General features: G+C 58.1%; 19 protein-coding genes. 10 read left to right on the forward strand and 9 right to left on the reverse strand.

Annotated elements, in window-relative coordinates:
* Positions 1-300 precede the first annotated feature (300 nt).
* The gene (locus AB4048_RS11095) at positions 301-576 is read right to left on the reverse strand and encodes a hypothetical protein (protein ID WP_442202012.1); all 276 of its coding nucleotides are present in this window, start codon (positions 574-576) and stop codon (positions 301-303) included.
* Between AB4048_RS11095 and AB4048_RS11100 the strand changes: the two genes are divergently transcribed.
* Entirely contained in the window at positions 487-723 is a 237-nt protein-coding gene (locus tag AB4048_RS11100; RefSeq protein WP_442202164.1) for a hypothetical protein, read from the forward strand. The two genes, AB4048_RS11095 and AB4048_RS11100, sit on opposite strands and share 90 nt — an antisense overlap.
* Before the next feature lie 485 nt (positions 724-1208).
* On the opposite strand, the gene AB4048_RS11105 is transcribed toward AB4048_RS11100, so the two are convergent.
* A complete protein-coding gene (locus AB4048_RS11105) occupies positions 1209-1541 on the reverse strand; it encodes a hypothetical protein (RefSeq protein ID WP_442202013.1) in 333 nt (110 codons plus the stop codon).
* Between the two features lie 116 nt (positions 1542-1657).
* Here AB4048_RS11105 and AB4048_RS11110 point away from each other — a divergent pair, with 116 nt between their 5' ends.
* Positions 1658-3031, forward strand: a complete 1374-nt coding sequence (locus AB4048_RS11110; RefSeq protein ID WP_442202014.1) for a S8 family peptidase — start codon at positions 1658-1660, stop codon at positions 3029-3031.
* A gap of 963 nt (positions 3032-3994) precedes the next feature.
* Here AB4048_RS11110 and AB4048_RS11115 read toward each other — a convergent pair.
* The 5 genes from AB4048_RS11115 to AB4048_RS11135 form a co-directional block, all read right to left on the reverse strand.
* Positions 3995-4777, reverse strand: coding sequence for a transporter substrate-binding domain-containing protein (locus AB4048_RS11115; protein ID WP_442202015.1), 783 nt, complete (start codon positions 4775-4777; stop codon positions 3995-3997).
* Positions 4778-4919: 142 nt separating this feature from the next.
* Entirely contained in the window at positions 4920-6122 is a 1203-nt protein-coding gene (locus tag AB4048_RS11120) for a YcaO-like family protein (RefSeq protein ID WP_442202016.1), read from the reverse strand.
* 424 nt (positions 6123-6546) lie between these two features.
* Positions 6547-6966 carry a hypothetical protein gene (locus tag AB4048_RS11125; RefSeq protein ID WP_442202017.1) on the reverse strand — a complete coding sequence of 140 codons (420 nt, stop codon included), beginning with the start codon at positions 6964-6966 and terminating at the stop codon, positions 6547-6549.
* A 232-nt stretch (positions 6967-7198) separates the two neighbouring features.
* The gene (locus AB4048_RS11130; protein WP_442202018.1) at positions 7199-8980 is read right to left on the reverse strand and encodes an adenylate/guanylate cyclase domain-containing protein; all 1782 of its coding nucleotides are present in this window, start codon (positions 8978-8980) and stop codon (positions 7199-7201) included.
* A gap of 666 nt (positions 8981-9646) precedes the next feature.
* Entirely contained in the window at positions 9647-9976 is a 330-nt protein-coding gene (locus tag AB4048_RS11135; RefSeq protein ID WP_442202019.1) for a hypothetical protein, read from the reverse strand.
* 259 nt (positions 9977-10235) lie between these two features.
* On the opposite strand from AB4048_RS11135, the gene AB4048_RS11140 reads away from it, so the two are divergent.
* Positions 10236-11048 carry a glycosyltransferase family 25 protein gene (locus AB4048_RS11140; protein ID WP_442202020.1) on the forward strand — a complete coding sequence of 271 codons (813 nt, stop codon included), beginning with the start codon at positions 10236-10238 and terminating at the stop codon, positions 11046-11048.
* A gap of 24 nt (positions 11049-11072) precedes the next feature.
* On the opposite strand, the gene AB4048_RS11145 is transcribed toward AB4048_RS11140, so the two are convergent.
* The gene (locus AB4048_RS11145; RefSeq protein WP_442202021.1) at positions 11073-13019 is read right to left on the reverse strand and encodes a polysaccharide biosynthesis protein; all 1947 of its coding nucleotides are present in this window, start codon (positions 13017-13019) and stop codon (positions 11073-11075) included.
* Positions 13020-13259: 240 nt separating this feature from the next.
* Positions 13260-14888 (reverse strand): GumC family protein, encoded by a 1629-nt coding sequence (locus AB4048_RS11150; RefSeq protein ID WP_442202022.1) that lies wholly within the window; start codon positions 14886-14888, stop codon positions 13260-13262.
* A 265-nt stretch (positions 14889-15153) separates the two neighbouring features.
* Between AB4048_RS11150 and AB4048_RS11155 the strand changes: the two genes are divergently transcribed.
* The 7 genes from AB4048_RS11155 to AB4048_RS11185 all read left to right on the forward strand — a co-directional run bounded on the left by AB4048_RS11155 (position 15154) and on the right by AB4048_RS11185 (position 25149).
* Positions 15154-16185: a glycoside hydrolase family 5 protein gene (locus AB4048_RS11155; protein ID WP_442202156.1), complete on the forward strand. Its 1032-nt coding sequence runs from the start codon at positions 15154-15156 to the stop codon at positions 16183-16185.
* Positions 16186-16190: 5 nt separating this feature from the next.
* Positions 16191-17450 (forward strand): hypothetical protein, encoded by a 1260-nt coding sequence (locus tag AB4048_RS11160; protein ID WP_442202023.1) that lies wholly within the window; start codon positions 16191-16193, stop codon positions 17448-17450.
* 192 nt (positions 17451-17642) lie between these two features.
* Positions 17643-18527: a formyltetrahydrofolate deformylase gene (gene purU, locus AB4048_RS11165; protein WP_442202024.1), complete on the forward strand. Its 885-nt coding sequence runs from the start codon at positions 17643-17645 to the stop codon at positions 18525-18527.
* Positions 18528-18717: 190 nt separating this feature from the next.
* On the forward strand, positions 18718-21645 hold the full coding sequence (locus AB4048_RS11170) for an aminotransferase (protein ID WP_442202025.1): 2928 nt from the start codon (positions 18718-18720) through the stop codon (positions 21643-21645).
* A 514-nt stretch (positions 21646-22159) separates the two neighbouring features.
* Complete coding sequence (locus tag AB4048_RS11175) at positions 22160-22354, forward strand: hypothetical protein (RefSeq protein ID WP_442202026.1); 195 nt, start codon at positions 22160-22162, stop codon at positions 22352-22354.
* 166 nt (positions 22355-22520) lie between these two features.
* Positions 22521-23525, forward strand: a complete 1005-nt coding sequence (locus AB4048_RS11180; protein ID WP_442202027.1) for a P1 family peptidase — start codon at positions 22521-22523, stop codon at positions 23523-23525.
* 79 nt (positions 23526-23604) lie between these two features.
* Entirely contained in the window at positions 23605-25149 is a 1545-nt protein-coding gene (locus AB4048_RS11185; RefSeq protein WP_442202028.1) for an ABC transporter substrate-binding protein, read from the forward strand.
* Positions 25150-25180 lie beyond the last annotated feature (31 nt).

The raw sequence follows: 25180 nt of genomic DNA on the forward strand, positions 1-25180 counted from the left end.
CTGACCGCGAGCCGCCGTCGTAGATCGAGGCGAGCGCCAACAAGCGTCGTACCTGGGCTGCGTCCTTCGTCTGCCGCGCCAGCCGCCGAAGACGTTCTCCGTCAAAATCTTCACGTAACGAAATCCCTGATCGCATCGTAAACCTCCGGWTTGCGCCAGAGATTCAGATTCACCGCGTTTTGGGAAGGCCAAAGAGTCGAGGTCAGCGAGGCGGCGTATAAGATCAGCGTAGAAGTCATCTACGCCAAAAAAATAAAAGAGTTGAAGTATGAAATTCTTGTTCAGTACACAAATCACTTGTTAAAACATTGCCCGCCACCTTGACCTGTCCCACCACCAGACGCTGGCGGGCGGCGAAGGCTGAAACCATGTGGATCGCTTCCTCACTCGTGCGCGAGCCCTTGGAACGGCGGACCGTCTTGCCGTCGATGGCAACCACGCCTTCGGCAGGCCCGCCACGCTCGCGACCCACCCGACGAAACAGCGTTGGAACTGTTCGGCATCAAGGCTGGCCAGGATATCGCCCAGATGATCGTGGGCGGGCACGCCGGCACGATAGGGACGAAACCGGCGCAAGAGATCGAGCTTCTTCTCTCCAAAGCGAGCGATGTCGGTGATGGCTTCCGCCCGGCGATAACAGCCAGCAGACAGAGCAGCAGCACCTCATCCAGCGGATATCTCACCTTCGCGCTTTGGCGACCGTCTGGCAGATCCCTGAAATGACGGGCAGAGCCCACTATCCCAGCCCGCTTCGTCCATCCCCATTCATCCTTCAAAGAATCAGATGATCTCGATAGATTCAGCTATCCGGCCCCTTGTCACGCGTTAACCCGATTGCCCTGCGATGCGGCACCCCAGGATTGTCAGCCAAACGATGATAGAGTAGGATATCTTTGTGTAATCTGCTATCAAAGACAAATGATCACACGACGCTTCTTGTTAGAGAGCTTTTTTCCGCTCATCTCATTTGTGGGGTATATTTGGCCGCCTGCTAAGGCAGAGGGGGATGTTTCTGCTTCGACCATGGCAATGCGTCACAATTGCTCCTACCTCGGATCAATTCGCCGCGAGATGGCGTTTGATATCGAGCATGGTAGACTTCCAGCGGACGTGGAGAAAATCGTTCGTTGTCCGCTTTGTTCCGAACAGATCATGATCACTGCAGCGGACGCCTTTGATCAGATCCGATTTGATGCCGAACCGTCGTCCTAGCGGCCGCAACCAAAGAGCACGGCAGCCCCCATTCCCTGTCTGAAATCGTCGTTTTTTTGAATGTATCCCAAGAGATCTTCTTTTGTTTTTACGCCCGCTGGAGGAAGCGGCACTACAATCTTAATCGGCTTACCGGGTTCGTCTAGAATTACTTGACATTTATCTGACGGGTCCAGAACTGAATTGAATGCCGCGGTTAACGCATTGGCGTCCATTTGAGCCGCAGCGCCCGGAGCATTAGCTGGTGGCAGTATCCTGTACCACTCTGCCAATATTGCATCGGCAATCTCCGTTGATTGACGGCCGGATTTAATCCTTCCGCGGGCCATTTGCTTTCCCCTACTTTGTAGCCCCACTCACTCGAAACCAAAGGTTCCGCTTATAGGATATATTTTTATACGAAAGTAGGCTAGAATAAAATGATATCATCGAACAGGTAGGTACGATGAACGCCACCACACCGATAGCCCTGTTGAGTGTATGCGTTGCGGCGACGGTCTTGACTCCTGCGCTAGCTGAAGACAGTGCTGAGGGAGTAGACCCAAAATTCATAGAAGCAAGAGACCTCGGACTACCGTCGTCTTATATTTGGTTCAACCAGGGTAATCTGACGCCAGATGAAGTAGCTGCCAACATCAAGACCCTGGGTGACGCTTTTGTGGCTCGAGGAATACTATATCGAACGATAAAAGTTGGCGAAGTTGAAGGGTTGCTCGTAGCGGCTAATTCAGAAGAGCTGCAGGACGAAATCCGTTCCAATGGATCCATTCAACGGGAGTCTATTAGGGTAGAACCCAATCCTGTATTGACGGCGTTCGGGTCTGACTGCACTGACGCTAGCAGGAACTACAGCGACCCTGAGATCACTGAGTGGGGTGTCAAGCTAGTGTGGCATGGTGGCGATCCAACCGCGTTTTCGGTAAGCGGCAAAGCTGTGTGGATCATTGATAGTGGCGTTTCAGATGAATTTACTGGCTCGGAATTGAATTTGGTTAGTCGGCTAAATTGTCTTAAGCCAAACTGCCCGCCAGACAACAAGAAAGACAGGATCGGACACGGCACTATGACCGCTGGAATAATCGGGGCAAAAACAGGAAACATGGTGGGTGTTCGAGGAGTTGCCCCATTCGTGGCAATAAATTCTATGCGAGTAGTTAAGGGAAGGAAGGGTGAAGTAGACTCAGATGCTGTGGTCGAAGCGCTCAATTATCTGATCTTTCGGAACACTGCTGACGCCGACCCAACGACGCCTTCACCGGGAGATGTAATAAATCTTAGCTATGGCGCGGTGTGGACAGCAGCTTCGGAGACAATATATTCCGCTATTGAAATGCAGCTGCGGAAACTTGCGGATCTGGGGTTTCGTATTTCTCTGGCAGCGGGAAATACTGATGTGACCAAGAATACGGGTTATGTACAGACGATCTCTCCCGCACGAGCAGGGGGTTATAGAGCCGCTTCCGGCGGCGGCGTAATCATGACTGCTTCTGCTATAGATGAAGCTCGTAACTTTTGGGAATATTCTGCGTTTGGCAACTATTTCACGCGCCAAAAAATGAATCCGGCAGACGGCTATGAGTCTGTTTTGAGTTTACCTGATTTTGCGGAACCCGGAGTGGATATTGTATCACTCTGGCCGGGAAAAGAATTGGCACAGTGCTCTGGAACGTCTTTTGCCGCCGCCCATCTTTCTGGAATACTTTTGTATGGGTCCCCAGTCGAAAGCGGAAAAGCTAATCTAGATAAGTCAGCGGAGAAAGTGGGACAGCCCGGCCAATATGATGACACCCTAAAAGACCCGATTGGAATTAAGCCATAGTTACGGCCGCTCGGTCGTCGCACCGCTCGCGGCGATGGCTAAACAGATTGATTGTGCCCACTCACCACGACCAACTGTGCATCTAACGTGCCTGGTGTTACCCACCCCACTGGGGGTCAATCGTGGGCGCGACGACCCGCCCACGGTCTGGCGTATTGACTTCGTCTGACCCGACTTGAACACCGAATTTTTCAAAATCCTTTGATCTTGCCATCCTTCTCGATGGTGGCCTGCTGCAGGCGGTCGAGGTCATTGAGGAGCGACTGCCATTCCGGCTAAAAGGCCCTTTTCGCCTTTTCGTCCCACAGCCTGGCGAGCTCCTTCGTCAGGGTCAGGGCGAGCCGATGGTGCCGCTCCTTTTGAAGCGGCAGAAGGGCGAGACCCAGTGCTGCTGGGGTACTCGGGACGCTACACGCTACACAAGACACTGTCGGTTGCTGTTGTGTCATCGCGAATCACCTCGGGCGTAGAAAGGGCCAAAGTGCTGCGCAAATGGCGCATCAATATGAGCAAGCAAGGCGGCAACGTCGGCTCGAGGGATCGAACCGGGCAAATCGGAATCGATGGCCGGCTTCGTCGGAACACGCAGTCGATACCGGTGGCACCGGACGGCGCTTCGTCATAAACGCTTCGAACGCCTCATCATCCTTTTCTCATGCCGTCGCCTTCAAGCGTTAGCGGTCAAGGATGGGATCGGCTCTAAGGTGGCCTCTCCGAACATTTCATGGGGCGCAAGAGCGACGGCTCAATCATGAGCGCGTTCGGGTGCCTTTGTTGTTTACGCGCCTAGGTGGCACTTAATGGCTTAATGGGGCAATATAACGGCCGAACTCCAGCCGCAAAGTCACAGCAAGATCAGCCTCCCAGGGTCAAGGTCGAGTTGGCAGTCGAACCAGGTTATGCATCGCTGCGGCACATCGGGACGCGGCTGCTCGCCCGCATGCGCCGTGTGCATATCTCTTTTTAGCGGCTTCCGTAGATATCAAAATTAAAGTACTTCTTCGTTATCTCGTAATAACGTCCGTTCTTCAGAATAGCGGCCAGTGCGTCATTGATTTTTAGTTTAAGCTCGGTGTCGCTTTTCCTAAAACCTGCTCCAACACCCAGCCCAAGTATATCGGGATCGTCCGCCACTTTTCCCTTCAACTCACAACAGTTTTTTCCGATTTCGGTTCCAAGGAATGCGTCGGCCGCCCCTGCATCCATTTGCATGGCATCGATCCTTCCTGCCGATAAATCCTGGTTAACTTCGTCTTGGGTCTGATAGGACTTGAGTTGATGTATAGCGGAGCCAAAGTGCTTACGCACATATTCTTCATGTATGGTCGCTGATTGAGTTCCGACGATTTTGTCCTTAAGTCCCTCCGGCGTTGGGATAATCTTTTCGTCCTTTTGCCCAACAACAACAGCTGGCATATCATAGTATTTATTTGAGAAATCTATAACCTTCTTACGCTCCGCAGTAATTGCCATTGAAGCTACAATCATATCAATCTTTCCCGTAGTCAAAGCGGGTATTATTCCATCCCAGGCTACCGCAACTAGCTTACAGTTCAGTTTCGCTTGTGCGCAGAGCTCATCAGCGATATCGACCTCCCAACCGATCCATTGACCGTTTGCATCCGGGTAGGTGAACGGTGGATATGGCTCGGCAGCAAGACCGATTTTAACATCACTGCTATTCGCGGTACTTAGGCTCAAACCAAACCACAAAACAGCCATTACGATAGGCAAAAAAACCCTCATCGCCGAAGCTCCTATCTGCGCGTAGCCAACTAATTCGCTAAGACTGCGGATAAATAAGACAACAATAGGCCTCAATCTCCACGTTGTACAGCGCGAGGTGCGCAAGATTGGCGCGCTCGATTGGGACGTTACTGACTCTCGGTCAGTAGATAATAGGAATTGAATTCAAACTTTGCTCCTTCTTTTTTTGTTGGAGCCAGCCCATCTCAATCGGCACTGAGTATAGTCGTCCCGGCGCAAAGCGGGGTGCTATGGGTCGCAGGCCTGGCACTAAGATCCTCACTGCACTAGTTTCGGCCTGGTTGGGCGAAAGGTCCAGCACATACCCTTCTAGATTCTGGCGTTTGAGTACTGACAGTACTCCGTCCATTGAAACACGGCCAACGGAACCGCCGCAACAGTCTAAAGGCCGAAGATGGGGATGCTTTTCCAAGGTAGCTGTGCGCGCCCACTCGAGAAAATGGATTCGATTATTGGCATCCTCAAAACAGGACTCAAACAATAATGAAGACGTCATAAATTGGCACAACTCGCCAAGTGACGACTCGAGGGCCTGGTGAATATCTAGTCCGGCCGCAGTGCCAATCCAAATCCCAGGTCCTTTGACTGAGTATGCTACTGCGGCTACTACAGGGGCCATCAAGTCAGTTGTAAGATTGATCAAATAAAGCTCCCGACCCAAAGACTTCAGCCATCGGGTAATCGAAGCTAACAACTCCCTCTGGGACTCAGGCACTGACACCGACGGCATTCTTAAGCAATTATACCACCAGACCGCCACGGCATCTCTTTCGATCAACTCGAGGAGACCCGATTGAATCGCTTCTTCACGACTTTCTCCAGCGGCAAGCCCCGAACTGTCGGCGGCGCAAAAACCCAGCTTGAAAGGATAGGGAAAGGACAGGAAGCAATAGGGAGCAGGCGCGCATGCTATCAGCCCTGTCTCCAAATTTGTCACCTTTACCCAGGGAATTTGAGTATGTTGTCTAAACGCCGGTGGTATCCAATGATCTTGGCCTATGCGCGCGTTCCATTTGTTAGCTCTCTCGACTTGCCGATCGGAGAAAAGCAGCAGTTGCCTGGGATCTATTGCTTTCTTGGACTCCAATTCGGCAAAAGATGCAAATGTGCAGGCTTCTTGGCCAGGATAGACTGCCGACCATCGCTCATAGGCTTCCATATTTGTTCGATAGACTGCATCTTCGCGTGTGCGCCCACGACCGGAAACGATGCGGCGGCGGCCCACATGGTCGGCCTTCAGGACGGCTGCCGCAACACGAAATGGACAGTGCTCGAACTCGGGCAGGGGAAGCCACCGATCCAGTTTAGCATTGGCGCCTGGCACTCGTGTCTCCCAATGCTTAGATCTCAGGGCCGCTAGACGTCCGCAAGGTCAGTACCGAAATCTTGGTTGGACTGAGAATGCGAGATATCTCACGAGATCACCATAACTCCCGCGAGAGATAGGCATCCATGGGCAAGATCAGCCAGCTCATTCCGAACGCCTTTCGATCAAACTGTTGAGCTAAGCACGTCACTTCCGGTAATTCTTATTTGCTCATCGCATAGCGGACATAGAACAGTTCTACACTCAGTTATAAACATACGCCCGGCACGAACCGCGACCAAGACGTCCTGACGTACCTCATGAAGAAATGAGCAATCCTCCCGGTCCGTCGTCGTTCTCGTTGCGATTGGGCAGGGCCTGTCTGATCGAGGAGACCCGGAGACACTTGACCACAAGAAAAAGGGCCAAATTTGGACTCCGGCTAATCATCGCTGCCCCATTTGTCGAACTGACAAGCACTTCGATCTGGATCTCGGACCGGAATTGGTCCGACAATAATCGCTTGACGACCGCAACTAAAAAGCGCTGCCGCGCCCATGCCGAGGATCAAGTCTCCATTTCTCAACAAGTAAGCTTGCAAGTCTGATTTGGTCCGAACGCCTTGGGGCGGCATGGGCACGATGATTTTCAGCGGTTCTCCAATTTTATCCGACACCGCAACGCAGGGTTTATCTATTATGCTGTTAAACGCTGTCGAAAGCGAATTCACATCCACGTCGAGTATGGTGCCCGTATTTGTGTCCAGGTAATTTTCGGAACCATTCGGCGATAATAACCTGCGAGATTTCGCTTGAACGTCTCCCTGATTTCGGCCGCGCTCGCGCCATCTTCGCTCCTCCACAAAAAACTTCCTCTATTCGAGCCGACGCTGTACAAATCACGCTAGCGCACTTCCATTTTCTAGTGAAGTTCTTTTCTGGAGGGGATCATTTCCTGGAAGTATGTAGTGGCGCTTCTAAGCGGGGCTCAGCACAGCTGTATCCGTCTGGCGTGAATTCGATAGAATAGACTAGCGCGACTTACTTTCTTATTGGCGTGTCATCAGCGATCGAACTTTGTCCTTCTTCAGCAGATCACATTGGCAGCCCAACTTTTTTCATATCCTCCTCAAACGCTGAAAGAAGCACTTCGTCGGTAAACGGCTTCGAAAACGACCATTCTGTTATCGAAAAATTAGGATCGAGCTCGAGCAGCCTGGCCGCAGCTTCCCCTCCTTCCTTTAAATTGTCCTGACGGCTAAGAGCCATAGCAAGGATCAGCCATGCGCGGGCGTAGGCCGGATGGGTCGATAGTATCTCACGACACACGAGCTCTGCTGCCTGCGGCCGGTCGATGGCAAGTGTAGACAATGCCAGATTTGCAGCTATCCACGGGGGCACGTGATGTGACAGCGACACTGCGCGCGTATATGCTCGGATCGCCGCTGGAAAATCACCTAAGAGGTCAAGAAGTGCTCCGTGATACGCGATTATCTCCGGGCTATGAGCAGCAACCTTGGTTGCACGCTCCATAGCATGACGGGCAGCGGTATTGTCGCCCTGGAGGTATCTAAGAAATCCCAAGAGCGCCAACACATCCGAGTGGCTGTCGTCTATGGCTGCAGCTCTAAGATAGAGGGCTTCGGCCTGGAGAACTGAATTTGATGTGTCCTTGGTCCAACCCAGGCGGACCTCATCAAGGTGACAGAACGCCAGGGCGACTAGTGCACAAAGGTAAGTTGGGTCGATTTCAAGCGCCTTCTCATACATCTGTCGAGCCTGGAGATGACTTTCTCGGGCAAAACGCCGCTCTGCATCATGACCTCTCTGAAAGTACCCCCAAGCCACACCGCTCTTTGTTCCGCGCTTCCAGACCTGTGCTTGCTCTCCATCGGTGAGCGCAATTTGGAGAGCTGACACTACTTCCCAAGCGATTAAATCCTGAGCGTCGAAAGAAGATCGCATGTCGAAATCATATCTTTCGGCCCAAATGGTTGCACCATCTGACGTTGAGACCAATTTCGGCATAACCCTGAGGTGTGTGCCGCGACCGCACACGCTTCCACTCAGTACATAGTCGGCTCTGGTTTTGCTAGGATCTGACGAATCTATTACCGAAATCGAATGCGCCAAACGTGCAAGAATTAGATGAATCTCATCCTTCAGTGAGGAGGCAATGAATCTGACTTTTCTGGTGCGGTCATAGGCTTCGAAAACGGACAGCTGGATAATGGGTTTCGCAATGCTCTTTTTGAGTTCAACCGATAGTCCGTTAGAGTTCTGGCTTATCGGGAATTCAAGCAGATCCGCGGACGCGTGATCCTGGACGCTGTGAATATGAACGGTCTCCTTGATCTTCGACAGATTATGATGACCAAGACTATACACTCTGATGGGAAATTGCTGAGGCAATTGAGCGCGGACTTCATCGGAGAGCAATATTTCACCGGGAGCAGCTAGCGCCTGAATCCGCGACGCTACATTAACTGCGTGACCGTAAATATCACCCTCAAACTCGTAGACTTGTCCATAAGCTATCCCGACTTTCCATTTCGCAAGTGAGGATTGTGCTACCGCGGTCTGAGATGCAATAGCCGCCACTAGTGCCTCGCCTCCGGTTTGAAATGAGGCGAGCACAAAATCGCCTGGCGTCGATACTACGACGCCTCCATTTGCCGTTAACGCGTGAACAAATACGCCCCTAGAGGCAACCAGCTGTCGGATTCCTTGCTCCTCATTGTGGTGAACCAGCTGGCTGTAGCCCGCTAGGTCCCCAGCAAGTACGAAGACGTTCTTCTTTCGTTCGGTGAGCTCTTCAAAAAGCCCGCCGGCGAACGTCAACAGAAACGGTTCTCTTGCCGCAGTCGGTGTGGTCATGCGGTTTGTCACCGTCGCTTGTGCCGTGTTTATGGCCTTGAGTTGCTACCCAGAAACTATATTAAATGTTGGTCTTTTTGAACAGAGGTATACGTGGCCGGTGTACGTACCGCACTGCGATATTGGAAGGGCCTCGCCACGCTATAAGTGGACCCTTTTTTTGTGTGCCGTGTCACCGCATGTCCCCTTTTGTGACTGGATGCAGGATGCTGGATTGTAGTTAAGGGAATCTCAGCCGCGAACTAGGTGCCAAGCTTTCGATAAGTTACGGTCGGTGAGGGAAGTCGCCTGACAAACCAATAAAGATCAAAATCCTCGAAGCGGATCAAATTCTTGAAAGCGTTCGAGCCACGTCAGCGCTACAAATCTACCCGCTTCTTAGCGGCGTGGCTGGGAACCATTTGGCGCAGTGTGACGACCAAGAGTGAAACCGGTCATGGTGTTGGTTGTTTTGTTGGTATATTAGAAATATATACATTTGATCAATAAATAAAATCAATTATTTACAGTATTCATGCGATGCCTCTTCTGGGCACCATTTCCCAATACTTTCAACCGGATCTCGGATTGGAAGCGTTCAAAAGAAGCCCGGCTTGCCGGGCTTTTTTGTTGAGTTTTTGTTAGCGCGCTGAGGCCACTTCCTGTCGACGGCAGCCGCCTCAATAGTTAGCGTCGCGGATTGTTGTATTGCCAGTAATCCCCTCTTGGCTGGTAGTTGCCGGAGGAGATGACGCCATCTTTTTCGCAAACGTAAGTGAGTTCGGGCAGGTCATGGTATAGCGCTCCGCCAATGCCGCGTAGCCGGCCGGTCGCGGTGTGGCATTTGGCGCTTTCTTCTGGTATCGAGTGCGGCGTCAGCACGCCGGGGAGGTCCTTGTAGGGAAAAACAGGCACGCCGGAGCGTGAGCCACTCACCAAGCTTTCCGCAAAAGACGCGGCAGGCATTGCCGCCGCGGAGATAAGACTCAAAACTATGATTGCCGAAACCAGCTTCATTGCGTCCCCAGCCTTCCTGGCGCATGGAACAAAGCTCACTCCTAAGCATATAGGAAGTAGGCAGCGCAAACCAAAATCCATGCCTGAGGGGGCGTTGAGAATTCTGTTGTTCACGACCGAATCTCGCGGGCGCATCTTGCATTTCCATTGGTTTTCATATTCCTAATTTTTGATGCAAAATGTGCATTGCGAACCGCAGGTTGATTCCAGCTTCGCGTTATACGATAAACAGCAGGACAGCTTGCGCGACGATAGAGGCATGATGGCGCTACCGGATCAGATCACCAGTTTCCAATCACCGGCAGACGCGCGAGCGGTGACGGCATCCGTCCCGATCTACGTGATCAACCTCGATCGCGCACCGAGCCGTTGGCAGCGCCTCCAGGAGCAGGCGGCCAAGGGCGGGTACCCTGTCACACGGATTGCGGCGATCGATGGCCGAACGGTTGATCCTGACAAGTGGGTGGATTTCCATCTCGGGCGGTTCAAGTCCCACAACGGCCGGAAACCGCTGCCTGGCGAATATGGATGCTATACCAGCCACCTGATGGCTCTGGAGCGTTTTGCCGAGAGTGGCGACGAGGTGGCGATCATCTGCGAGGACGATATCGACCTTGACGACCAGATCACCCCCCGCGCCATCGCCGCGCTCAATGCCGTGCCGACGGCCGGGCTGATCAAGCTCGTCAATCATCGCATTGTCGGTTTCCGTCCGGTCGCCAAGACCGCTGAGGGTGACGTGGTCGGACGCTGCCTGCACGGCCCGCAAGGGTCGGCCGCCTGCTACGTCGTCACGAGGAAAGCGGCAAAGACCTTGCTGCAGACGCTGAGGCCGATGTTCCTGCCCTACGACGTTGCGCTCGAGCGGGCTTGGGAGACTGGTGTCGAGACCTATACGACGCGAGACAACGTTGCCGCCTTCAGTCCTCTGCGGACTGAAACATCGATTGGCAAAACTGGAAACTACCGCGACGCGAAGAAGCATTTCCTGCTGCGCACCGAGGCACACCTCTTCCGAACGCTGGATCAGATGCAACGGTGGCGCTACGTGCTGAGTGCACGTCCACGCTGAAACATAGACGATGAAGATACCGCTCTACGCGGCGGTATCCGTCTCGCGTTCCCGAAAGACGAGATCGATGACGTCGGCCGTCGGCGTATAGCCGGAAACGAGGGTCTGCAGCATGGCGCGCGCTGCCGGCACATCGCCATCGTCAAGTGCTGTTTCCAATGTCGAGAGCTGCCTGGAGAGTTCCGCCCAGGGGAGATAGTGCTCCTCGGCCCGCATGATGCGCGGGTGAGATGTTGGCTGCGGATTGTCGGCGATGAGCAGCTCTTCAAAAAGCTTTTCGCCGGGCCTCAGGCCAGTGATCTCCAGCTCGATGTCGCCCTCGGGGTTGTCCTCGTCCCTGACCGCGAGGCCGGAAAGCTCCACCATGCGGCGCGCGAGCTCCGCGATGCGCACGGGTTCGCCCATGTCGAGCAAAAAGACATCGCCGCCATCAGACATAGCTCCCGCCTGGATCACGAGCTGCGATGCCTCGGGAATGGTCATGAAGTAGCGCGTGATATCGGGATGGGTCAGCGTGATCGGCCCGCCGTCGCGAATCTGCTGGCGGAACAGCGGCACGACGGAGCCGGAGGAGCCGAGCACGTTTCCAAATCGAACCATCGAGAAATTGGTGCCGCCGACGGCAGCGCGATCGGCCTGCAGGGCCTGCAGCACCATTTCGGCAAGTCGCTTGCTCGCCCCCATGATGTTCGTCGGGCGCACCGCCTTGTCGGTACTGATCAGGACGAAATTTTCGACGCCGGTTTGGTAGGCGGCCTCCGCCGTGGCAAGTGTTCCAAGCACGTTGTTGCGAATGCCCTCAGCGGGATTGTATTCCACCAGCGGCACATGCTTGTAGGCGGCCGCATGATAAACGGTCTTCGGCCGCCACGCCTCCATGATCTGCTGCAGCCTGTGCTGGTCGCGTACGGAACCGAGAATCGGGATCAAGCGCAGATCCTCGGCCTCCAGGTTACGCACCGTCTTCTCGAGTTCAGCGTGAATGGCGTAAAGCCCATACTCGTTCTGCTCGAAGAGCAGCAGGCTGGCCGGACCGTTCTTGACGATCTGCCGGCAGAGCTCGCTGCCGATCGAGCCGCCAGCGCCGGTCACCATCACGACCTTGCCACGGATGTTCCGGTCAAGCAGCGCCTGGTCCGGGGCAACGGTGTTGCGGCCCAGCAGGTCTTCGATGTCGAGTTCCCTGAGGTCCGATACCGCCACTCGGCCTTGCGCGAGCGCCGTGAGGTCGGGCATGGTCCGCACGGTGACACGAGCCTTGCGCATGGCTTCGAGTATTTCGTTGCGCCGCTGGCGCGAGGCATTCGGCAGCGCAAGAAGCACATCCCTGATGTCGCTGCTTGCGACCTGCGCCGGCAGTTCGGCAGGACTGTAAATCGGCAGCCCGCCCATGATGCTGCCCCAAAGGCTCCGATCGTCATCCAGATAGCCGATGACGTTCAGTTCGGCGCTGTTGGCGAGCGCGCCGGCAAGCTGCCGGCCGGACATACCGGCGCCGTAGATCAGCACCTTGGCGAGCGCCGCGCGATTAAGAAGCCGCTGATAGGCGTTGCCGAGCCAATAGCGCGTTCCCATCCGCGATAGAGCGATCGCGATCAGAAGGAGCAGCGGCTGCAGGATGCCGACGGTACGCGGAATGCCGGGAACGCTGACCGCCGTGAAGATGGTCATGAACGCCAGGCCATAGATACTGACCGCCTTGATGACCGTCGTGAAGGCGGAAATCCCGGCATAGCGGAAAATGGCGCGATAGAGGCCGAGCACGATGAAGATCGGAATGGCGATCAACATGGAGACGACCGCCGGCAGCCACTCGATCCCTTCGAGAACGACCCAGTCGTCAAGGCGAAGACAATAGGCGAACCAGACGGTCAGCACACAGAGGCTCGTATCGACGATAACCGCGAGCGCGCGCTTCGTCGCACGCGGCAGGTCCAGGAAAGGTAGGACGAGCTTGTCCGTCGGCGTCATTCAATTCCTCCGGCGCCGCTCTAGGCGCATCGGTGCAGCATTGCGGGCGCGAACCGTTCGACGGCACACAGACCATGGGTCGTCTTGGAACCGCTGCGCCGGAAAGACAACTACCGATCGCTACAAATCGGCGCCTTTTTCAGCCATCTCAACTACATTCTCGCATCTGAAGCTTCGACTCACAGGAAAAAGCCTCACAGAGCAAGCTATGTAAATTAGAATCTAGGCAAATCATGGGTTCTACGCCGACAGGAAGCGGCGGAGGGCGGGGTGGCCGAAAAGACCTTGCAGGATGGCAATCACCATGCCCAGTCCGATACCGAGCAGCGCTCCGGCGATCAGGCCCGCAACCGTCAATACCTTGCGACCGGGACCGTCTGCCTTAAGCGGCGGCTGTGCTTCCGAAATGACGCGAACGTTGGCCTCTGTCAGGCCCTGCGTCTCGCTCGCCTGGCCGGAGCGCTTCATCAACCCCTCGTACACCTCGCGGGAGGCAGCGGCCTTGCGCTGCAGTTCGTTCAACTCGACGACCTTGCCGGATGTGGTGACCTGCGTCGCTTTCTGGACATTCAGTTGACCGGAAATGTCCTGTTCGGCGCGGCGGGCGCGTTCGTAATCGGCTTGCGCCGCCGCGGCCTGGCGCTGCAACTCGCCACGGATCGAGCCGGCAACGCTTTCGAGCGACGAGCGCGCTGCCTGAAGACGTGGATGGCGGGGTCCGAGCTGGCTTTCAAGGCTGCCGACAGCCGCCGCCTGCGCCGCATATTGCTGTCGGAGCGTAGCAAGCGCCGGCGACGCCGCACCGCCGCCGTCCGGCTGTCCGTTCGCCACCACGTCCTCAACACGCAGCTTGCGCGCGGCATCAGCGCGCGCCTTCGCCTCGAACGTTCTTTGCTGTGCCGCGAGGAGCAGGTCGTTCAGGCTGGTAAGCCGCTTGTCGGAAATCAGATTGCCCTGGATCGCCATCATATCGTTGGCGGCACGGAAACTTTCCACGGCTCGTTCCGAATCGAACACCTGCTGGCGCAGCTGCTCAAGCCTTTCGTTCAAAGCCGCATTGGCGTTCTTGTACTGCCCTGCCGCCGCTGTGGCTTCCTCTTCCATGAACGCCTGCACGAGCTGATTAGCGATGCGGGCGGATTTTGCCGGATCACGGGTCGTGACCTTGACCGAGACGACGTAGGTGCTTGCCTCGCGCGCGATCGACAGCGCTTTCTGCAGCGCGGCGATGGCGATGAAACGGGCATTCTCGCCGCCGTTGCCACCATTGAATTGCGGATCCTGATCCAGTTTCAGTGCGTCAACCACCCGTTCCAGCACTTTGCCCGAGGAAAGAATTTGCGTCTGGCTGTCGATCAGCGTCGTGACGAGTTCTGGCGCCATGCTGGCCTGCGACGGATCGGAAGCGCCCGCCTGTCGTGGATCGAAGTACAGGCTGGTCTCCGCCGTGAATTTCTGCGGCGTTAGCGGAACGGCGAGCGCGCCCAGAAGCGCGCCAAAGATGCAAAGCGCAAGGATCACCGTGCGCCTTGCCCAGATGAACCGGGCGGCGGAGCGCAGATCGAGGAGCGGCGCGTCCTCGTCGGGCGAGGGCTGGACCACCACGGCCGGAGGCTCGTTGGGTGGCGCTGCAGGCGGAGGCTGCTGCGGCGGTTCAACGCTTTTCGAAGGCGGCGCGGATACGCCGGCAGGCTTAGCCTCTTTCCGGACAGCCGCCTCGGCGGGTCGTGCCGGCTTCTGCTCGACTGCTTCTTCCTGCGTCGACCGCTCGACGAAATCCGACGTCCGCACGACCGGCGTGCGCAGGCGCAGGCCCTCGGGCTGCCCCGGGGGCGGCTCGTTGGTGCGCCAGCTGGGAAGACGGCTCATCGGCTTGCTTCGTTCATAGATGCATACGGTCCTTCGCCGCCCCTCGCGGGCGCGCGTGAAAAGTCCAGGTAAGTTTAGGGACGCTTGGCTAAGGGAATCTTAAGGAAAATCTCATCTCGTGTCGACGAGGCACAGCTCGACCGATCTTCGAGTGAAGCCCTTATCTGAACAGTTGAGAAAGCAAGTGCGGGCTGGGGTGGCAAAAGGGCAATTGAAGCAGGGGCCGCGCGCCGCGGCCACCCTCGCTTGGGCAAAGCGTTCGGCGATGCTGGCAACCGCGTTGCTGGCGACCGCGACGCTTGCCGGTACTCTCCCGGCAAAAGGGCCCTGCTATCATGGCGTCAATCTCTCCGGCGCCGAATACGGCGAACGGGACGGAATCTTAGGCACCAACTACACCTACCCTTCCGAGGCGACCGTCGAATACTTCGCCGCCAAGGGAATGACGGTTATTCGCCTTCCCTTTCGCTGGGAGCGGCTGCAGCCGGTGCTCAACGCGCCGCTCGACGGCAACGAACTGGAAAGCCTCAAGGCAAGCGTCGAGCTCATCCGCCACCACGGCATGGCCGTGGTGCTCGATCCGCACAATTTCGGCTTCTACGACAAGAAAAAAATACAGGAGATGCCCGGCGGCGACATCGCTTTCGGCGATTTCTGGGCGCGGATCGCTCTCGAATTCGGCAATCGCGAGGGGGTGATTTTCGGCCTCATGAACGAGCCGCACGATATCAAGGCGCCCGACTGGCTGAAGGTGGCGAACACGGCGATCATCGCCATCCGCGCCATGGACGCAAACAACCTGGTACTTGTTCCGGGAACGAACTGGTCAGGCGCATGGACCTGGGAAGTCGACCGGCTGGGCGGAGGCTCAAACGCCTCGATCATGAGGGGCATCAAGGACCCCGCGAACAACTACGCCTATGAATTCCATCAGTATCTCGACGCCGACGCCTCCGGGACGCATAGCACTTGCGAAGGCGCCGAGCAGGCGCGACAGGGTCTCGTGCGCGTGACCGACTGGCTGCGGAAAAGCGGCAAGCGCGGTTTCCTCGGAGAATTCGGCGCCGCATCTAGCGAACCATGCCTGGCAGGTTTGCGGCAGATGATGGAGGTCATGGCAAGGAACGGCGATGTGTGGCTCGGCTGGACCTATTGGTCTGGCGGCGAGTGGTGGCCGCCGGACGAACCCTTCAACGTCCAGCCCGGCAAGGGCCGCGACAAGCCGCAGCTGAAACTGATCGAAGGCATGGGGCGAAAACTGCCCCCGCCGGAGGCGTGCAACATGGCGAACGGCTAAGGGGTATGGGCGCTCCGACAGAGGGGACGAAGCAGAACGTCGACTATGGCATCGTCGCCATCGGCGTGCTTTCCGTCACCTACAACGCTATCCTGGCTTTCATCAACCACAACATCATGCCGCTCACGAGCGCGCCGGTGGCGATGAGCGAGATGGTGCTACTCGGCTTCAGCTTCCTTCTAATCCTCAAGAAAGGCATCTACGAGGAGGATCTCGCGCCGCTCGGCTACCTGCTGCTGACCGTCGTGCTGACGATCTACGTCATGGCAGTCAATCGCTCGGTCTATCTAGACCATCTTCGCAACGTGCTGATCATCTTCGCTTTCGTCGTTCTCGGCCGCTGGACCAATGCCCGGACGTTGAAGCTCGTCTTCAGGACATGCTGCCTCACGGTTCTTGCGATCCTCATCTGCGAGATCGTCTCGGTTCACGCCTATGTGGCGCTTTTTCATCCGGCCGAATATTTTCAGAACACCCGCGGCGTTGCGCCGGCGACCTACAGCGATCTCGGGCTTTTCCGCGGAGCTCTCGGCTTTGAGGGTCGCTTTTCCTTCGGACTGATCGACCACCGCTCCTCGTCGATCTTTCTGGAGCAGGTGTCGCTCGCCAATTTCTGCGGCGTGATCGTCATCTATCTCGTCAGCTTCTCCAACCGCCTGGGGATGTTCGATCGGATCGCCCTCACCGGCACGGCGATGCTGATACTGGCAACCAACGACACGCGGACCATGCTGATCTTCAGCATCGTCAGCCTGGCCGGCTACTTCGTCTATCCGTGGATCCCAAAGGTCTTCGATTTTCTGATGATGCCGTTGATCATTCTCGCGGGGTTCGTCATCCACTTGCTCGATCCCAACAAGACGGGCGACAATTTTGTCGGCCGCATCAACGTCACCGTCAACCATATCATGGGCATGGACCTGCCTGCCGCGATCGGGCTGTCGCTTGATCGGGCAACCACGTTCGTCGACAGCGGCTACGTTTACATCGCCTATGGCGCGACGATCTTCGGCCTCATCCTCTTCTGGCTCTTCGTCGCCCTTTACCCGGCAGGCGAAACGGCAAACCAGCGGCGGCTGTCGCACGCACTGTCGCTCTTCATGTTCCTCAACCTCATGATCGGTTCGACAGCTATCTTTTCCATGAAAACCGCCGGGATCCTGTGGTTGCTCGTCGGCCACCTGAAATTTAGCGAGGGGCGGCTGGCAATGCGAAGCCGCGGAGCCGTCGAGCCCAACCAGAGCACAGCGACCGCTGCCGAATAGTATCCGCTTTCCTCTGACGACGGGGATACGCGTGTCGAAGGCGCAAGTTGGACGGACTTTCCGGCGATCACACGTCAGTCTAAGCAAAAGCGCTGGTCATCCGGGGTCATGCGCCGATTGCGCAGGGCTATGCGGCGCAATCCGTTTCAACTAAGCAGACGGTCGGGAACGGCCGGTGAAGAGGGAACTAAGATGAAGAGCTATGTTTTGACGGTATCGTGCCAGTCGACCCGTGGTATCGTCGCGGCGATCGCGAATTATCTGGCCGACCAGGGCTGCAACATCGTGGACTCTTCCCAGTTCGACGACCTCGACACCGGCAAGTTCTTCATGCGCGTCAGCTTCATCTCGGAGGAAGGCGCCACCCCGGATGCCCTAAGCGAAGGCTTTAAACCGGTCGCGGCCAAATTCGGCATGGACGCCCTCATCCACGATGCCGAAAGGCGCATGAAGGTTCTGCTGATGGTGTCGCGTTTCGGCCATTGCCTGAACGACCTGCTCTACCGCTGGAAGATCGGCGCCCTGCCAATCGACATCGTCGGCGTCGTCTCCAACCATTTCGACTACCAGAAGGTCGTCGTGAACCACGACATCCCCTTCCACTACATCAGGGTGACCAAGGAAAACAAACCGCAGGCTGAAGCGCAACTGCTCGACCTCGTCGACCAGACGGGCGCAGAGTTGATCGTGCTGGCGCGCTACATGCAGGTTCTTTCAGACGCCATGTGCCAGAAGATGTCGGGCCGCATCATCAACATCCACCACTCCTTCCTGCCGTCGTTCAAGGGTGCAAACCCTTACAAGCAGGCCTATGAGCGTGGCGTGAAGCTGATCGGGGCCACCGCCCACTATGTTACCGCCGACCTCGACGAGGGTCCGATCATCGAACAGGACACGGTGCGGGTCACCCACGCTCAGAGCCCCGACGACTATGTCTCCATGGGCCGCGACGTTGAAAGCCAGGTGCTCGCCCGGGCGATCCACGCCCATATCCACCACCGCGCCTTTATCAACGGCAACCGCACCATCGTCTTCCCCGCAAGCCCGGGCAGCTACGCTTCCGAACGCATGGGCTGACACGCAGGCTGCAAATGCCCTTCTCACCGTGGCATGTTGCGGCTCGCGGGATGCCTGCGCAGATATCCCGCCACACCCGTCCAAATAGTGTCGGCGCCGGTCACGCGCGGACCTTTCGATGATTGCATCTTGGCCTTGCCGCTGGCAGGGTTCCGCCTATGCTTCAGGCAATCGTTTTCGCGGAGAGGCCATGACCGACGCTGCGCTTGTAAATCGTATGCAACTGCCTCGACCCGACGTCGGGCCGGAGGAAGCAGCAGCTATTCTTCGCGAGCACTATCGCCTGTCCGGCCCCCTGCATGAGCTTGGCAGCCAACAGGACCGCAACTATCGCGTCGATGCCGACGATGCGCGCTACGTCATCAAGATCTGCCGCGCCGAATATGCGGCGGTCGAACTGGAAGCGCAGAATGCCGCCATCCGTCACCTGCGCGCCAAGCCCAATGCGCCGCGCGTGCCCGGCGTCGTCGCGTCGATCGACGGTAAGGATATCGTGACAGTGCGCGTGCGCGACCAGGACTATCAGGTCCGCGTGCTCGAATATCTCGATGGGCAGTCGCTCACCGGGCGGAAGCATTTGCCGGTTGCTACCGTCGAAGCGCTGGGTGCGGTCTGCGCTCGCCTTGCGCGCGATCTCGCCGACTTCAATCATCCCGGCCTCGACCGCAACCTTCAATGGGATCTGCGTCGGGCCGGACCTGTTGCCGTGCACCTTCTGTCGGCGATCGGCAACCACGAGGCGCGCGACCGTATCGCCAAGGCGATGGTCACCGCGGTCAAGCGCATCCAACCCCTGGCGCGGGGTTTGCGCGTGCAGGCGGTTCATCACGACGTGACGGATGACAACGTCGTCAGCCGTCCGGACACCCATGGCCATCCGCTGCCGGACGGCGTGATCGACTTCGGCGACATCATCCATGGCTGGCTGGTGGGCGATCTGGCCGTCACCTGCGCCTCGTTGCTGCATCATGCCGGCGGCGACCCATTCTGTATCCTGCCTGCCGTCAAGGCCTATCATGCGATCTACCCGCTGAACGAAGCCGAGCTGAAGGCGCTTTGGCCGCTGATCGTGGCGCGGGCTGTCATCCTGTCGGCTAGCGGCGAGCATCAGCTCTCCGTCGATCCGGACAACGAGTACGTGCGCGGCAACCTCGCCTATGAGCGCGAGATCTTCGAAGTCGCCACCAATGCGCATGCCGACCTGATGGAAGCGGCGATCCTGCGTTGCGTGGGTCACGACCTGCCTGCCATCGACACCGCCGATTGGGCTCCGCTCCTGCCCGACATCGGACCGGACTCGATTTCCGCCGTGGATCTTTCCGTTACAAGTCCTCATCTCGTCGCCGGCAACTGGCTGAAACCGGACATGGACTGGCGGCTTCTGGCAAAGGCAGCGCTCGAATCCGGCGTGGCAACGACACGCTACGGCGAGTATCGCCTCTCTCGCGCTGAACCCCTGAGCCTCGAGCCGCCGCAGACCCTTGCCCTGCACAACGACGTTTGCCTCGCCGCCGGCACGGTTGTCAGCGCCCCTTTCGCTGGGACGATCCAGTGGCTCGGCCAACATCTGGTCCTTGTCGGCGACACCATCAGCCTGCATCTCGACGGTGTCGATTGCAGCCTCGAAGAAGACACGGACGTGGCGAAGGGCGAGCAGTTTGGCATCGTTGGCGGCGACGCCGGTACCATGGGCGGAATGCGCATCCAGCTCTGCCGGGCGCAGTCGCTGGTGCCACCGCTTTTCTGCGCAGCGCATCATGCGGAGGCATGGATGGCGCTCTGCCCCGCGCCAAGCCTCTTGCTGACGCCCTCCGCCAAGGCCGCATGCGTCGAGCACGACGATCTCCTGGCGCGGCGCGAAGCGCATTTCGCCCCGCCGCAGAAGCACTATTACGACCGCCCGCCGCAAATGGAACGTGGCTGGGAAGAGCATCTGATCGACGTCGAGGGCCGCAGCTATCTCGACATGGTCAACAACGTCACCCTCGTCGGCCACGGCCATCCACGCCTTGCCGCCGCGGTCGAGCATCAGTGGTCACGCCTGAACACCAATTCACGCTTTCATTACGCCGCCATCGCCGAGTTTTCCGATAGGCTTGCGGCGCTCGCCCCGGAGGGGCTCGATTGCGTCTTTCTGGTCAATAGCGGCTCGGAGGCGAACGATCTGGCGATCCGGCTTGCCTGGGCGCATACGGGCGCCAGAAACATGCTCTGCCTGCTGGAGGCCTATCATGGCTGGACGGTCGCGAGCGACGCCGTCTCGACCTCGATCGCCGACAATCCGCAGGCATTGACGACACGGCCGGCTTGGGTGCACCCGACGGTATCTCCCAACACCTATCGCGGCCAATTCCGCGGACCTGATTCGGCCGACGGCTATCTCGATGCCACCCTGCCGGCCCTCGAGGCGATCGACGCCAAGGGGGAAGGCCTCGCCGGCTTCATCTGCGAATCTGTCTACGGCAATGCCGGGGGCATTCCCTTGCCGCACGGCTATCTGGAACGCCTCTATGGCGAGGTGCGCGCCCGCGGCGGCCTGTGCATCGCCGACGAGGTGCAGGTGGGCTACGGCCGGCTCGGACACTATTTCTGGGGCTTCGAGCAGCAGGGTGTCGTGCCCGACATCATCACCGTCGCCAAAGGCATGGGCAACGGTCATCCACTCGGGGCCGTCATCACGCGCCGCGAGATCGCCGAGTCGCTCGCCAAGGAAGGCTATTTCTTCTCGTCGGCCGGCGGCAGCCCGGTCAGCTGCGTTGTTGGGCTTTCGGTCCTCGACATCCTCAAGGACGAGGGTCTGCAGCAGAATGCCCGCGACGTGGGCGATCGGTTGAAAGCGGGTCTTGCCGCAATGATGGAGCGTTTTCCGATCATCGGTGCCGTCCACGGCCTGGGGCTCTACCTCGGCCTGGAATTCGTCCGCGACCATGATTCGCTGGAACCGGCGACGGAAGAGACGGCGGCGATCTGCGACAGGCTGCTTTCGCTTGGCGTCATCATGCAGCCGACCGGCGATCACCTGAATGTGTTGAAGATCAAGCCGCCGCTTTGCCTCAAGCCGGAAAGCGCCGACTTCTTCCTGAAAGCCCTTGAAAAGGTGCTGGAAGAGGGTTGGTGAGGGTCGGCGGTAACCGCACCCAGCCTTTCGGATGAGCGCGCGGCAGGTCGACTTTAGCCGTTTAGAGGCATTGTCGAAAGCGCTGTCAGAGCCTATCTTCGGCAATGTTCGACGGTTCGGCTTGCGCTGGCCATAGTCGATGAAGAGACGGCGATGTTTCTCCTCGATTGCGGTCACGTTGGAATTTTATTTTCCCGAACGTCGATATTTTGACATCATTCGGAATATGATTTTGATGTCAACTTCGTTATTGTCTACAAATAAAGTAGAGAATAACGCCTTCACCGGTGGCCTTCCCGCTCCTGGGACCGCCCCGAAACGCAACGCCAACTAGGGAAGTGACATGCTGAAAAATATAGTCATCGCTTCATTCCTTGGGCGGTCGATGCGAGGCCATGACCGCTCGGGCGCACTCTCAGGCCCGCGCTGTCGAATGTGACGTTCGTCTTCCTACCGGATTCAAATCGTCAATTCGCCATTTCTGCGCAGGTTCACGCGCAGTGGGAGTGTATGCATGAAAAAGCAAGTAATCGAGTACGCGGGAGTGCCCGTCGGCATCGTCGTTCCGGATAACGACCAGCTGAAGTTCATCGCGGTCAAGTATCATGTGCATGACCTAGACGAACAGCGTTTCAGCACAGCGGACGAGGTGAGATTGGCCATCCGCGAGCTCCTGGCAAACCGCCAGGCGGCACCTCTGCACGCATGATATTATTGCCCTGTTGCCGTCGAGACGGCACGACGGGCGATCAATACGAGGAAGAGATTTTCGACCGCTCCGGCCCAGCCGGGGCGGTCTTGCGTTTTCAGCCTCTTTGCGGTCCTATCCTCTGGCGCAGTTTCGCGTCTCGCGAACAGAATGCGAAGGATTTTGAGTGGCCGATCTGCACAACCTCCTCACCGACATCGACGGGGTTTCCGTTGGCCATGCGACCGATCTGGGGCTCGGATCGGGCGTTACCGCTATCGTCTTCGATGCCCCCGCCATCGCCTCGGGCCTCGTGCTCGGCGGCGCGCCTGGCGGACGTGACACGGCGCTGCTCGATCCCGCGATGACCGTTGAAGCCGTCGATGCGCTGGTGCTCTCCGGCGGCTCCGCCTTCGGCCTCGATGCGGCAGGCGGCGTGCAGGCCGGCCTGCGTGAGGCCGGGCGTGGGCTGCAGGTGGGCACGACACGCGTGCCGATCGTTCCGCAAGCGATCCTGATGGACCTTTTGAACGGCGGCGACAAGGATTGGGGTCGGCATTCCCCCTATCGTGAGATGGGCTATGAGGCGTTCCGCGCTGCCCGCAAGGGGGCGTTTGCGCTCGGCACCGTCGGTGCCGGCACGGGAGCGACGACGGCGACCGCCAAGGGCGGGCTCGGCTCGTCGAGCGCCGTCAGCGCATCCGGCCATCGGATCGCCGCGCTCGTTGCCGTCAACGCGCTCGGCTCGGCCACAGTCGGCGAAGGACCGCATTTCTGGGCGGCGCCCTTTGAACGGGAGGAGGAATTCGGCGGGCTCGGTCTGCCGCCATCCTTTGGCCCAGCGGACACGGCAATGCGGCTGAAGGGCGTCAATGTCACGGCCACGACCCTCGGCATGGTCGTGACCGATGCTACGCTCACCAAGGCGCAGGCGCATCGGCTCTCGGTGATGGCGCATGGCGGCTTCTCCCGCGCCCTCCTGCCAGCCCATCTGCCCTTCGACGGCGATACGGTCTTTGCGGCATCGACCGGTGCTCGGCCATTGCGGGACTTCGCCGACTTTTTAGAACTTTGCCATCTTGCGACCGTCGTGACGGCGCGCGCGATCGGGCGCGGCGTCTACGAGGCGACGGCGCTGCCGTTCGAAGGCGCGCAGGCTTCCTGGCGCGACCGCCACGGAACGATTGGCTGAAGGGTTCAAAGCTTGTTCCCGTCTTTTCAATCACCGCTATTTTGAAATATCCCCACGGGGTCACGATCAAGGAAAAAGCATGCTCAACCCGACGCTCCCTCCCCTCGGCAAACAGTTCCGGCACCAGCTTCGCCGGCTGACGGCTGGCGTCGCTATCGCCGGGATCGTCATGCTTTCCGGACTTGTGCCCGCTCATGCCGCCGTCCGCACCGACATCAAGCTCGGCATGGCGATTGAGCCGGCGGGCCTCGATCCGACGATCGCAGCCCCCGTCGCCATCGGTCAGGTGACTTGGCAGAACGTCTTCGAAGGGTTGGTCACTATCAACGAGAGCGGCAAGATCCTGCCGCAGCTTGCCAGGAGCTGGGAGATTTCCGCCGACGGGTTGACTTATACATTCAAGCTGCAAAGCGGCGTCAACTTCCATGATGGCGAAGTGTTCGATTCTGCGGTCGCGAAGTTTGCGCTCGACCGCGCGCGCGGCGCCGGCTCCGTCAATCCGCAGAAGCGCTTCTTCTCGACCATCGCCTCGATCGACACGCCCGATCCCGAAACGCTGGTGCTGCATCTCTCCTCGCCGACGGGCAGCCTGCTCTACTGGCTCGGCTGGCCGTCTTCCGTGATGGTCGCACCAAAATCCGCCGGCGACAACAAGACGACGCCGATCGGCACAGGCCCCTTCAAGTTCTCTACGTGGACGAAGGGCGATCATGTCGATCTCGTCAGGAACCCGGACTATTGGGACAAGGACGTCTCGGTCAAACTCGACAAGGCGACCTTCCGCTTCATCGCCGATCCGCAGGCGGAGACCGCAGCGCTGAAGGCGGGCGACATCGACGCCTTCCCCGAATTCGCCGCGCCGGAACTGATGCCCTCCTTCGAGGGAGACGCTCGCCTGAAGACCAACGTCGGCAACACCGAGCTCAAGGTCATTGCCGGCATGAACACTGCCCGCAAACCCTTTGACGACAAGCGCGTGCGCCGGGCGCTGATGATGGCGCTCGACCGCAAGACCATCGTCGACGGCGCCTGGTCCGGTCTCGGCACGCCGATCGGCAGCCACTACACCCCGAACGATCCCGGCTTCATCGACCTGACCGGCACACTCCCATTCGATCCCGCCAAGGCAAAGGCACTGCTTTCGGAAGCCGGCTATCCAAATGGTTTCACCTTCACCATCAAGGTGCCGCAGATGGCCTATGCGCCGCGCAGCGCCGAGGTGATGCAGGCGATGCTTTCAGACATCGGCGTGACGATGAATATCGAGCCCACGGAATTTCCCGCGAAATGGGTGCATGACGTCTTTACCGGCCACGACTACGACATGACGATCGTCGCCCACGCCGAGCCGATGGACATCGACATCTATTCGCGCGATCCCTACTACTTCAACTACAAGAACCCGGACTTCAACGCCCTGATGACGAAAATCCAGGAGACCGCGGATCCCGCCGAGCAAAACAGCCTCTACGGCGAGGCGCAGAAGATCCTGGCCGAGGACGTGCCGGCACTCTACCTTTTCGTCATGCCGAAACTCGGCGTCTGGGACCGCAAGCTGAAGGGCCTCTGGGAAAACGAGCCGATCCCTTCCAACGTCCTGACCAACGTCCATTGGGAGGAATAAGCTACGGGCGCCAGCATCGGCCGGCCATGGA

Origin of the sequence: Rhizobium sp. RAF56 (assembly GCF_052113965.1) — a bacterium.
Classification (GTDB): Bacteria; Pseudomonadota; Alphaproteobacteria; order Rhizobiales; family Rhizobiaceae; genus Rhizobium.